The following is a 12,374-nucleotide window of genomic DNA, read 5'->3' as shown; positions in this document are numbered from 1 at the left end:
AAAAGGCATAATGAAATTTAAAGACTTTGAATTTACCGAAGACAACCATTTTGTCGCTATGGAATACTACAATCTTATTCTAAACAGAACCTATCTGGTAGTAATTGTGAAGGATAAATTGCTGGGAATAAAAGTAAATGGGCTGGTTAGTGTAGAGGGAGGTGGCGACATTTTGACGAAAAAAGTAACAAAAATGATGGCGATAGAAGGTGATTTAAGCAACCCCTATTCGTATTTGAGCGCTAAATATGTAGATAAAATACAAGAATGTGAACTGGAAAGTGAAGAGGTATTGGCCTATGATAAATCAAATTTTATACTTCCCTTGGCTCACATAAAAAAGGTCTACCATGATCCAAAGAACAAGTGGGGTATGGGATATTATCCCCACGACGGCAAAGTTTATGTCGAAACATCTGACAAGAAGAAAAAAGAATTTATCATATTGGGGAGTCAGTCAGGGAGTAAAATAGCTAACTTTATTTTAGGGAAATTAAAGGGGGGATAGAAATGAGTAAAGAAGACTGGAGTGATGAGCGGTTGTTAGTGAGGCTAACTCAGAATAAGTCGGAGAAGGCTCGTTGGGGGACTATTGTGATTCTAAGAAAAAGACCGACCGAAAAACTTTTTAACAAGTGTGAAGAATTTATCAAATCATCAGATTCTTATAAAAGGTGTCTAGGAATTGATATTTTAGCCCAATTAGGGCCTTCTCCGAGGCCATTTCTCCAGCCAACTCTCCAATTATACTTCGATACAATTCTAAGAGAAACGGATTCAAAAGTAATAATGTCATTGCTTTGCGCGATTGGTCATAATAATGACGACCTAAATGATATTCAGGTTGGTATTGTTTCATCTTTTGCAGAACATAAAGACAAAGAGGTACGAAAAGCAGTGGTTTTTGCTTTACTCGGATTGACTAATCTTAGGGCAGTTGATACCCTAATTAAATTGTCCTCAGACAAAATTAGCTACATACGAAACTGGTCAACTTTTGGACTCGGCAGGCAAATAGAAGTACATAGTGAATCTATTAATAAGGCATTGTGGCGTAGAGTTTCCGATAAATATCAGGAGACAAGATATGAAGCTATCATAGGTTTGGCCAAACGCAGAGATGACAGGGTTTTGCCTATTATCGCCCAAGAACTTGAGAAGGGAGAGTTTGGAACGTTACTTTTAACGGCCGTACTTGCGAGCGAAAAAGTAGAGTTAATCCCTTTATTGCAGCAAAATTTGGATTCGGCTAGAGCCGATACAACTATAAACCCTGAGTGGGTGAATGAACTTGAAAACTGCATCAATGAGTTGAGTGAGCGTACACCGTCATTCTGAAATTATATATAGACAATAACCCTTTTATCCACCATGTCGGAACAAAATAGCATACAAGAGATATTTTTTACGTTTTTGATGCAGTATCAGTATCGGGAAGAAGACCTCGATTATACCGTCCTTCCTGCGCACGTGTCGGCTTTACAAACGCTCTCCCAGATTGGAAATTCGGGTATCAGTATTTTTGATATAAATAAGAAGCAAATTGCCTTTTATTCAGCCAACTATGGTAAGTTGTTAGGCTATTCACCTGCTGATTACGAAGGTTTAGGACATCAGTTTTTTGATGGTAAAATTCATCCCGAAGATAAAGTTCAACTGGCTCTGAATGGGATTTCTATCCTGAAAATGTTTAATGCGTTTTCGAGCGATGAAAAACTGAACCACAAGGTCATTTATGAATACCGAATGCTGAACGCCGAGGAGAAGTACGTTCGCCTTATTGAGCAGTATCAAATGCTGGAATTGGACCGCAAAGGGCAAATCTGGCTCATGCTCAGCATCGTGGATGTGTCGCCCAACCAAGAAGAAAACCTACCCGTCAAGTCCCAGCTATTGAACTTCCGAACGGGGCATTTTATTCCCTTTGATACTCCCCCTAAAGCTGAATTGGAGTTGACCAAAAGAGAGTTAGAGATTTTAAAGTTGGTCAAAGAAGGTTTTTTAAGCAAAGAAATTTCGGACAAACTTTCCATCAGTGTGCATACGGTTAACACCCATCGTCAACGATTTTTGGAAAAATTAGGGGCCAATAATTCGTTTGAGGCTGTCAAATTTGCCTCCAAGTGGGGGCTTTTGGAGTAAACCTACTGATAAATCAGTATTGTGCTGGCAAGTGATTTGAGGGAATTTTGTGTCCTCAAATCACTCACTGCACAGTCCATGAAATATTTATTTTCTATCCTCTTTTTTTGGGGCATAGTCTTCACATCTGCCGCCCAGCCTAGCCAAACCATTCGCGGAACAGTCATCAACGACGCTACTCTTACCCCCATTCCGTACGCCTCCGTGGCTGTTCTTGCCACTACGCCTTTGCTGGGAGTGCTCACCGATTCACTCGGCAATTTTACCCTTTCCAACGTGCCCGTTGGGCGTTATACCCTCAGCGTGTCTTGTGTGGGTTATGAGCCTGTGCTCCTGCGCGAAACCGTGGTTAGTTCGGCCAAACAAACATTTTTGTCCATACAATTAAAAGAAACCAGTCAATTGCTCGCTGAAGTGGAAGTACGGCCTAAGGTCAACAAAGAACTTCCCCTCAACCCGATGGCTACCGTAAGTGCGCGGATGCTAAGCGTGGAGGAGGCCAAACGCTACGCGGGCGGCTTTGATGACCCTTCGCGGTTGGCGTCTTCGTTTGCAGGAGTAGCTGGCAACACCGACGATAACGGAATCATCGTACGGGGCAATGCGCCCAAGTTTTTGCAGTGGAAAATGGAGGGAATTGAAATCCCTAACCCCAACCATTTTGGCGATTTGAAGTCGTTTGGGGGTGGGTCTTTGACGGCGCTAAGCAGCCAAATGCTGGCCAATTCCGATTTTTTTACGGGTGCTTTTCCTGCCGAATACAACAATGCCTTGTCGGGCGTGTTTGACGTTTCGATGCGAAAGGGAAACAACCAAAAGCACGAACACACCTTTCAGGCGGGGGTTATTGGCATTGACGCCTCGTCGGAGGGGCCGTTTAAAAAGGGAGGAAAAGCATCCTACTTGTTCAATTACCGCTATTCGACGTTGGCCTTGTTGACGCCTATTTTACCCGAAAATGTCGGCGGCCTGAAGTTTCAAGATTTCTCTTTTAAATTAAATTTTCCGACCAAACGAGCGGGTACTTTTTCGGTTTGGGGGATTGGGCTGGCCGATAAAACGGGCGCAAAAGCCAAAACCGATAGCACCCAATGGAAGTACGACGACGATAGAGAACAAAACGATATTGAGCAATACATGGGAGCCGTAGGGGTAAAACATACATTGGTGCTCAAGAATAGTGCGTACCTCCAAACCACCCTCGCGGCCACTACAACAGGCACAGATTGGAGAACACAACGCCTCACGTCTGCCTTGGCTTTGGTACCCAAAAGCAACATTTCAGTGGCCAATGCTACGTTTGTTTTATCCTCTTTTATCAATAAAGCTTTTGGTACAAAACATACCAATAAAACAGGTATGTTGCTCACAGGAATGCAGTATGATTTAGCCTTGGCCAAGGCGCAGGGAGGGAATGATGCCCCGCTAAAATCATTGGTCGATGCACGCGGGTTTAGTACTTTATTGTCGGCGTACAGCAGTTCTTCGTTTCAGCTGTCCCGCTCGCTTTCCATGAATGTAGGTATTAACAGCCAGTTTTTTTCGTTAAACAAGCACGTCACGCTTGAACCCCGAGTGGGATTCCGCTACCAGTGGAATCCCACTCACTCGGTGGGAGTGGCCTATGGGCTGCATAGCCGATTGGAGCGTTTGAATTATTATTTTAACAATTCATTGGCAACGGGAGAAACCGCGGTCAATAAAAACCTAGATTTTACCAAAGCCCATCATTTAGTGTTAAGCTATGATTGGGCTATTTCGGACGTTGCTCATCTACGCATGGAGCCCTACTATCAATCGTTGTTTTCGGTGCCCGTGATGTTGGGAAGCTCTTTTTCATTGCTCAACGTTCAAAATGACTGGTTTTTTGCCGAAAAGTTGCAAAATACAGGAGCAGGGAGAAATTACGGGGTGGACATCACCCTCGAAAAGTACCTATCCAAAGGCTACTATTACTTGCTGACGGGCTCCCTTTTTTCGTCTGAATACAAAGGTGGCGATGGCGTGTGGCGAAACACGCGCTTTAATCGAAATTTTGTGGCTAATGTCTTGTTTGGAAAAGAATGGCAATTGGGCAACGAACACCAAAATGTGCTAAGCCTCAACGCTCGCTTTACGTACCAAGGAGGCAACCGTTATTCGCCCGTTAATCAGGCGGCGTCGGAAATAGCCAAACAAGCGGTTTTTGACGAAACGAAGGCATTTTCGATGCAAGTGGCTCCCGCACTCAATGTGCATTTTACGGCAAGTTATAAACTCAATAAGCGTAAAAGCTCCCGCGAAATTGCGCTGAAAATTCTGAACCTGACTTCCCAGCCTGATTTTAACGGGTTTCGCTATAACCTTCAAACCCGTGCAGTTGAGAAGGATTTGAGCCCGATTGTTATTCCCAATTTGAGCTATAAAATCGAATTTTAAAGGGCGATAGCACGAAATAACATCTCGTGCTATCGCGAACCATTACATTGCTTATTTGGACAATTGACTTGCCTCGTCTTTGGCCAAAATCGCAGCGGCGTCAGTATCGTCGTATTGTCGAATGAGTTGTTTTAGGTCGGCCGTAAGCTGTTTTTGAATCTTCTGATAGGCGGGTTTGCCGTACAAATTATTCATCTCTTCGGGGTCTTTTTGGAGGTCGTACAACTCCCAAAACTCACCGTCTTTGTAAAAGCGAATCAGTTTATAGCGGTCGGTGCGGATGCCAAAGTGCGTTTGAACGCTGTGTTCGGCGGGGTATTCGTAATAGTGGTAATAGGTCGATTTGCGCGCTTTTTTGCTAAAAAACGACTGCCCTTGCATATCAGTAGGAACACTCAGCCCTGCTTCTTGTAAAATAGTGGGGGCAAAGTCGGTATTGTTATGAATAGCTCGGTCGATGGTGCCTGCTTTGAGGCGTTTTGGATACCGAATCAGCATTGGCATGTGGTGCGATTCTTCGTACATAAATCGCTTGTCGAACCAGCCGTGTTCGCCCAAATAAAACCCTTGGTCGGACGAATACACCACCAAGGTATTTTCGGTTAAGCCTTTTTTGTCCAAATAATCAAGCACTTTACCCACGTTACGGTCGAGCGAAAGGAGGGTGCCCAAATAATCTTGCATGTACCGTTGGTATTTCCACTCATCAAGCGCCCGTCCCGACAGGTTTTGTTTCTTAAAATCGGCGGTTACTTGGTCGTAGTAAGCGAGCCACGCCTTGCGTTGGGCGGGGTTCATGCGTTTCACAAAAGGGTCGTTGCCCGCGTCCACTTTGAGGTCTTCTTTCAAGCGCATGGTTTTGGTGACGGTCATGTCTTGGCGCTTGGCGGCAATCCGTCCTTCGTACGAATCGTAAAAACTCTTAGGAAGGGGGAATTTTACGTGGTCAAAAGCCCGCAAATCGGTGGTGTCAGGTTGCCAATTTCGGTGCGGACATTTGTGACCAATCACCAAACAAAATGGCTTCGAAGGGTCACGGTCTTGGTCGAGCCAATGAAGCGCTTTTTCGGTAATGACATCGGTAGCGTAGCCTTCTTGGCGAACCGTTTTTCCTCCCATTTCGATAAAATCAGGGTTGTAATAAGCACCTTGCCCAGGCAACACCGACCAATAATCGAAGTATTGAGGGGTAGCTTCTAAGTGCCATTTGCCAATCCAACCCGTTTGATAACCAGCGGCTTGGAGGTATTTTGGGTACATCGGTTGGCCTGCGTCAAACTTTGTGAGGTTGTCGCGGTGGCCGTTTTTGTGGCTGTATTTCCCCGTCAGCAGCGTAGCACGGCTAGGGGCGCAGAGGGAGTTGGTACAAAACATATTTTGGTACAATGCCCCCTCTTTGGCCAAGCGGTCGATGTTAGGCGTTTTGATGTAGGGACTGCCGTAAGCGCTGATGGCTTGCAAGGCGTGGTCGTCCGAAAACAGAATCAGGATGTTTGGGCGTTTATCTTTGGGCTTAAACGACAACAATCCCATGCCGAGTGTCAGCCCAAAGGCAATGGTTGTGAGGAAAGTTTTTTTCATGTTTTTCAGTTTCGTGTTTACAGTTTCGAGTTTGCTCTATGTTTCTTTCGAGCGGGTTGTGAGCAACCCTTGACACGAGCGTGCTACTTATCAATCACAATTCCTTCAAAATCTGCCAACTTAGAAAGCTTCAATTCGAGCACCCCGTTTTTCCACGAATACACCACGGGTTCTTTGTTTACCATCGAAAAAACCTTGGAAGGTTTGAACGGCGTTTGAATCCGAAAACTCAGGTTAGCAATGGGCAGAGGAGCAAAATACGTATTTCCACTAAAACCAGTAATATTCACCAAGTGCAAAATCAGGCCATCGGAAACAGATTTATTTCTGTTTCCGGGTATGTTTTTGGTATATTCTTTCAAAATCACCTCTACGCGTTCGTGGGCATTGGTTTGTATTAATTCACCTGCTTCGGGATAAACGAGGTTGAGGGCATCGAGGAGAATGTTTTTGTGTTCTTCGTACCCATGTAAGTAATAAAGCTTACCGAGGTTGATGGGCAATAGCACTGCTTTGCTCCGTGCATGTTGTTTCATCCCCATCGCAAAATACCCCGTCGGGTCGTGACCACCAATGATTTCGGGCGGGCCAGGGCGGCCTTTGGAAAGAATAGGTAATAGTCGTTGGTCGGTGCCCGAGAAGTCGTACAGTCCCAAGTTAAATTTCCAAAACACCATTTTTTGTTGGGCAAAACGTTTGAAAACCTCTTTGTTGTCGGGTGCAAGGTAAAAGCCGCTGCCTTCGTGGTCTTTGTTGATGATTTTTGCGCCAAACAATTCTTGCAAAGCCGCTGGGTTATCAAACATCGTTTGATTGGTGGCAATGAGCTGAACTCCCTGTTTGACTGCTTCTTTCAATGCCTCAATGGCGGTTTTGCTCAAATACGTAATGTCAGGTAAAATCACCACTTTGTAACCCTTTATTTTGGCGGCTAAATGCTCAATTTGAGCGTCTTCAATAATGTCAAAAGGCAAATGTGCTTCGCGTAACATGAGCTGAATGCCACGGTATTCTTGCATGGGATTGCCGCTGGGCCATGCGCCTGGGGCTACCACAGCTATTTTGGCCACCGATTTATAGTTTCCGAAATAAGGCTCGTATTTTTTGTGGTGGGCGTATATTTTTTTGATGACTCCGTAATTGCGCTCATCCTCGTAGCCGCGCATGTCGCCCATCATGCTGATGTCGAGGCCAGAGCCATTGGCAATGTTTTCGTACAAACGAATGGATACTTCCTCGGGTTCCACGGCGTTGTAGCGCGACTGAAACGAGATTTGCTGAATACTACTGTTGCTAATGATGTGGTTGGGAAACGAATTGATGGCATTGCCCACGTTGTCGGAGGCTGAGTAAGGCCAGTACGGCAAGCTGTTGGTTTGCGACTCGTGCCGAATGATGTCCACGAAACGATCCATGTAGGTGCAAATGGCGATTTGCTCGTTTTTCGACTTTACCAATGTATGCAACCGCTCCGACCAATCTTCGACCGTGAATTTTTTGAAAGCGAGGTATTTTTGAAAAACGGGGTCGGCTTTGTTTTCCTCGACGGGCAGCGACAGGCCATTACTGTATTGCGCAAATCGCTTTTTATCCGCTTCGTTTTGGTCAATGCCGTGGTATTTGCCTTCGTACGGATTATTGACTTGGTACCCTGGCATGTTCAGAAAAATACCGTCGATGGGGTAGTTGTCGATGACCTCTTCGATGATTTTAAAAGCACATTCCTGAACGTAAGGCGCATTGATGGACACCACGTACATATCTGTATTGATGATTCGTTCGCCTTTGGGAGAAATATAGCACCAGTCGGGATGGGCTTTGAAAATGCTTTCGTGAACGCGACTAAAATCAAACCGAACAATGACCTTGATGCCTTTTTGATGACAACGGGCAACAACGTCGCCTAGCATGTTGCCCTTCATGTAGGGGTTGGTGTAATGGAAAGGTAGTTTGGTGGGGTAAAACGCCATAATTCCACCCGCATTGATAAGTAGTGTATTGGCGGAACAAGCTTCCAAATCTTTCAGCAGTGAGTCGGCATTGAGGGTAGCGGCTTCGTAAGCAGGTAGGTTGGTTTGGATGACGCGCAGGTTATTGCGCTTCCACCAAGGCAAATCGGCAGGCCATGTGCTCGCTTTTTGTGCAAAGCTCAGGCAACTACACAAACTAAAAAACAGGCAAAACGTAACTGATTTTAACATTGAAAGGAGGGGTTAATCATTTCTCAAAGCATTTTATGGGTAACGTTTACCTAACTCTTGCTTATGTATTGCATTCTGCATTCGGTCAGACGATAGTCAGACCGCGTTATAGCCCATTGCGTTGTTTATCGGTCAGATGATAATCAGACCGCTTTATGAGCTCGGTCATCTTATATCGGTCTGACTGTCGTCTGACCTAGTCGTTTTTACAAACTATTTATGAAAAAGCTATTTTTGGTAAGCATTGCCCTTTCGCTACTGGCCTTGTGCGCGTTTCAAGCACCACGTAAGGCGCCCAATATTGTTTTTATGTTGGCCGACGACCTCGGTTGGGCCGATTTGGGATGTTACGGCAATACGTTTCACGAAACCCCCAATCTCAATCAGTTGGCGGCCGAGGGAGCGCAGTTTCAGCGAGCCTATGCTGCTTGTGCGGTTTGCTCGCCTACGAGGGCGTCCATCATGACTGGAAAATACCCCGCCCGCCTCCAAATCACCGATTGGATTCCTGGGGTGGTGTATCCTTATGCCAAGTTTCAGACGGCCAAAATGCGTTACGAATTGCCGAAAGAAGAAGAGATTTTGCCCGAACTATTACATAAAAACGGATACGCCACCTACCACGTTGGCAAGTGGCATTTGGGAGAAACCGAGGAGTTTTGGCCGCACAATCGGGGTTTTGATGTCAATATTGGAGGACATTCAAAAGGGCAGCCTGGGTCGTATTTTTATCCCTACAAAAACGTAACGCCTAACGCCGATTATTCCGTCAAATTCCTTCCCGAAGGTGGAAAAGAAGGCGATTATCTTACCGATTTTTTGACGGACCATGCGCTGAAGTTGATTGAAAAACACGCCAATAATCCACAGCCGTTTTTTCTCAATATGAGCTACTACCAAGTACACACCCCGCTGCAAGGGAAACCCGATTACGTCAAAAAATACGAGGAAAAGAAAAAGACATTGGGAGTCAGCAAGCCAAATCCCATCTATGCCGCCATGATTCAGAGTTTGGACGAAAGTGTAGGCCGAATCTTAAAAAAATTAGATGAGTTGGGAATGCGCGACAATACAATTGTGGTGTTTACGTCGGACAACGGTGGGCTGGTGGAGGTCGATGGAAATGCACCCCTGCGCGAAGGAAAAGGCTTTTATTACGAAGGCGGGATTCGAGTACCGTTGCTGGTGCGTTATCCTGCCGTAACTCAGCCGCGTTCTACGCCGCAAGACGTGGTCGCTAGTATTGATTATGTGCCTACGCTCCTCGAATTGGCGCAATTGGCGAAGAAAAAAGACGTGGATGGACGGAGTTTTGTACCGACATTGAAAGGGAAATCTCCCAAAGAAACGCGCACATTGTACTGGCATTATCCCCATTATCATACGCCGCAACGCCCGCCTACGGGGGCAGTGATGGCAGGAGACTACAAATTGATTGAGTTTTTGGGCGAAAACCGTTGGGAGTTGTACAACGTTCGTGACGACGTATCGGAGCAGCATAACCTTGTGACTGAAAAACCCCAATTGGCAGCGCAATTACGAAAAAAACTCCAGCGTTGGCAGTCGGAGACGGGGGCAAGATTTCCGTCGCCTAACCCCAATTATGATTCGGAGAAACCCTTTCGAAATTCCATTACAGCTTGGAAAGGTGAAAACCGGCTGTAAGGTGTTTTCGGCTACCCAAAGCAAGTGTTTTCGGTTACTCCTAACCGAAAACCGAGGTTTCTCAAAACCTCGTTAAGTGTTGAACATGCATGGATTTTTGTTAACTTTGTTTAGAGCTCATGGTAAAGCCCCTTCTCCTATGAAATACCTTTGGTTGTCTTGGTGGCTTACATTTTCATTGGTACTAAATGCACAGCGCTATACCAAAGCAGATTCGCTCAATATTTATGGATTACTCAATGCCGCAGACGCGGCTGAGGAGGTGTCTCAAGCATTACTTTTGGCAAAGCAGGCGTTGTCTTTGAGCCAACAAACAGCGATGTTGCGCGGTGAAGGTTGGGCTAATTTAAAAATCGCTTTTTTATTGGTAGAACACACGCCCAATACCGATGTGCGGCAATATTGGCAGATAGGAACCCGCATAGCCACACAACTCAATGACCCCTTCATGCTTGCATTGGCAGAGTTACAACAGGGTAAATATTGGATGTATAACAATGATTTACCCGTAGCAGAACAGTTTTTTCAAAAGGCGCTTACTACTTATTTTGACAAACAAACTTCGAACTATACGGCGGTATTGTACAATGATTTGGGGGTATTGGCAGGAAAACAAAACCAGCGCGAACAAGAAGCAAATTGGTACTTTAAAGCCATGAAACTGCACGAACAGCTCGGGGATTTGCATGGCTGGGCTAATTCGGCAGGCAATCTTGCCAATGCTTTCTATCGACTTGAGAACAAAGAGGAGGCTATCAAGTACGCCAAAGAAGCCTTGCGAGTTCACGCAAAAAATAACAATGTTTTGGGTTTGGCTACGGTAACAGGTAACTTGAGTACCATGTATTCAGCTTACAACCAGCTAGATTCGGCGACAGTTTATCGTCAAAAATCTGTCAAATATGCAACTATCAATGGGCAAAAAAAGCACCTAGTGCAAGCATACCAAAATTTGGCCTTGTTGCTTGAACGTCAGCAAAAATACCCAGAAGCGCTAGAGGCGATTGAGCAGTCGATTGCTTTAAGCCGAGCTACCAACGACTTGGCTAGTGCGGCGGCTAAAAGCCGTATTGCTGCCGAAATTTGCGCAAAAATGCAGCATAATGATCAGATGGTTCGGTATTATAGAGAGGCTGAGCGATTGGCTGATTCGCTTCAACGAAAAGATATTTTGCGCGATGTATATTTGAGCCAGTCTTCCTACTTTGCCAAGGTCAACGATTTTAAAAATGCGTACCTACATTCGGCCCAATACCACGCACTAAAAGATAGCTTAGAGGGCATACAGTTAAAAAAGAATATTTCAGATTTGCAGGTAAAATATGAATCGGAACGGAAGGATTTTGAAATAGCCAAGCTGAATACCGAAAAACTCATTCGTCAGCTAGAAATAGAAAAACAAAAGGCGATTATTGTGGGGGATAAACTGGAAGCCCAACGGAAAGAAGATAAAATTCAACTCCTTACCCAGCAACAAAAGCTCCGAGATGCCATTTTTTCTCGACAAAAGGAGTTATTTGAAAAACAACTTTTGATTACTAAAAACAAGGAACAAGAACTTCAGTTGGCTCGTCAGCGATTGGAACTTAGCCAAAAAGATAAAGAATTGAAAGAACGGCAGCTTCAACGCCAACAGATGATTCAGATGGTGGGAGCAGGGCTGGTGCTGCTGTCGATGTTGCTTGCCTGGATTTTATTTAACCGTTATCAGCTTCGCAAAAAACTCCAAGAAAAAGAAGCGCTTCTGGCCGTCAGAAACACCATTTCAAAAGACTTGCATGATGAAATAGGCTCATCACTGACCAACGTTAATATTTTAAATGAACTAACCAAACGTACACTTTCTGTTCCAACTCAGGCCCAAGAATACCTTCAGCAAGCAGGGGAAAGTATCCAACAAATCAGCGAAAGTTTGGGAGATATTGTGTGGAACATTAATCCACAATATGACGATATTCAAAACTTGTTGGTTCGGATGCGCCGCTACGCCGCTGATATGCTCGATGGAGCTTCGATTCTTTACCAATTGGAATTCCCAGAAGACGTGAGTCACTTTAAACTTCCGATGGACAAGCGGCGAGACTTTTATTTGGTATATAAAGAGGCCATCAACAATTTAGTGAAATATTCAAAGGCCACCAAGGCGCAGATAAAGCTTGCCGTGATAGGAAATGTGTTGCATTTGCGAATAGAAGACAATGGAATTGGATTTGAGATGAATACCATTCGTAAAGGAAATGGCCTTAACAACATGCAGCACCGTGCCGACTTGCTCAAAAGTAAGTTTATGATTTCTTCTCAACCGCACAGAGGTACCTCAATTGAGCTTACCATGGAAGTATAACCGCAAACAAAAATCACCCAAAA

8 protein-coding genes are annotated in these 12,374 nt (G+C 44.9%); 6 read left to right on the top strand and 2 right to left on the bottom strand.

Annotation, left to right across the window (positions count from 1 at the left end):
* Positions 1 to 10 precede the first annotated feature (10 nt).
* The 4 genes from FHS57_RS04965 to FHS57_RS04950 all read left to right on the top strand — a co-directional run bounded on the left by FHS57_RS04965 (position 11) and on the right by FHS57_RS04950 (position 4,560).
* Positions 11 to 508, top strand: coding sequence for a hypothetical protein (locus FHS57_RS04965; RefSeq protein WP_183971799.1), 498 nt, complete (start codon positions 11 to 13; stop codon positions 506 to 508).
* A 2-nt stretch (positions 509 to 510) separates the two neighbouring features.
* Positions 511 to 1,338, top strand: a complete 828-nt coding sequence (locus tag FHS57_RS04960; RefSeq protein ID WP_183971798.1) for a hypothetical protein — start codon at positions 511 to 513, stop codon at positions 1,336 to 1,338.
* Positions 1,339 to 1,371: 33 nt separating this feature from the next.
* Complete coding sequence (locus FHS57_RS04955; protein ID WP_221225552.1) at positions 1,372 to 2,142, top strand: LuxR C-terminal-related transcriptional regulator; 771 nt, start codon at positions 1,372 to 1,374, stop codon at positions 2,140 to 2,142.
* 78 nt (positions 2,143 to 2,220) lie between these two features.
* Positions 2,221 to 4,560, top strand: coding sequence for a TonB-dependent receptor (locus tag FHS57_RS04950; protein ID WP_183971797.1), 2,340 nt, complete (start codon positions 2,221 to 2,223; stop codon positions 4,558 to 4,560).
* Positions 4,561 to 4,611: 51 nt separating this feature from the next.
* Here FHS57_RS04950 and FHS57_RS04945 read toward each other — a convergent pair whose 3' ends face one another.
* Positions 4,612 to 6,141, bottom strand: a complete 1,530-nt coding sequence (locus FHS57_RS04945) for a sulfatase family protein (RefSeq protein WP_183971796.1) — start codon at positions 6,139 to 6,141, stop codon at positions 4,612 to 4,614.
* Between the two features lie 83 nt (positions 6,142 to 6,224).
* Positions 6,225 to 8,342, bottom strand: a complete 2,118-nt coding sequence (locus tag FHS57_RS04940) for an alpha-amylase family protein (RefSeq protein WP_183971795.1) — start codon at positions 8,340 to 8,342, stop codon at positions 6,225 to 6,227.
* A 219-nt stretch (positions 8,343 to 8,561) separates the two neighbouring features.
* On the opposite strand from FHS57_RS04940, the gene FHS57_RS04935 reads away from it, so the two are divergent.
* Positions 8,562 to 10,007, top strand: a complete 1,446-nt coding sequence (locus FHS57_RS04935; RefSeq protein WP_183971794.1) for a sulfatase — start codon at positions 8,562 to 8,564, stop codon at positions 10,005 to 10,007.
* Positions 10,008 to 10,146: 139 nt separating this feature from the next.
* Positions 10,147 to 12,351 carry a tetratricopeptide repeat-containing sensor histidine kinase gene (locus FHS57_RS04930; protein ID WP_183971793.1) on the top strand — a complete coding sequence of 735 codons (2,205 nt, stop codon included), beginning with the start codon at positions 10,147 to 10,149 and terminating at the stop codon, positions 12,349 to 12,351.
* Positions 12,352 to 12,374 lie beyond the last annotated feature (23 nt).

This window comes from Runella defluvii (genome assembly GCF_014195535.1).
Taxonomy (GTDB): Bacteria; Bacteroidota; Bacteroidia; order Cytophagales; family Spirosomataceae; genus Runella; species Runella defluvii.
This window is presented reverse-complemented; position numbering and strand designations above follow the sequence as displayed.

Coding starts and splice junctions, on each gene's coding strand:
- FHS57_RS04950 (WP_183971797.1), top strand. CDS start 2,221: ATGAAATATTTATTTTCTATCCTCTTTTTTTGGGGCATAGTCTTCACA.
- FHS57_RS04965 (WP_183971799.1), top strand. CDS start 11: ATGAAATTTAAAGACTTTGAATTTACCGAAGACAACCATTTTGTCGCT.
- FHS57_RS04945 (WP_183971796.1), bottom strand. CDS start 6,141: ATGAAAAAAACTTTCCTCACAACCATTGCCTTTGGGCTGACACTCGGC.
- FHS57_RS04960 (WP_183971798.1), top strand. CDS start 511: ATGAGTAAAGAAGACTGGAGTGATGAGCGGTTGTTAGTGAGGCTAACT.
- FHS57_RS04955 (WP_221225552.1), top strand. CDS start 1,372: ATGTCGGAACAAAATAGCATACAAGAGATATTTTTTACGTTTTTGATG.
- FHS57_RS04930 (WP_183971793.1), top strand. CDS start 10,147: ATGAAATACCTTTGGTTGTCTTGGTGGCTTACATTTTCATTGGTACTA.
- FHS57_RS04935 (WP_183971794.1), top strand. CDS start 8,562: ATGAAAAAGCTATTTTTGGTAAGCATTGCCCTTTCGCTACTGGCCTTG.
- FHS57_RS04940 (WP_183971795.1), bottom strand. CDS start 8,342: ATGTTAAAATCAGTTACGTTTTGCCTGTTTTTTAGTTTGTGTAGTTGC.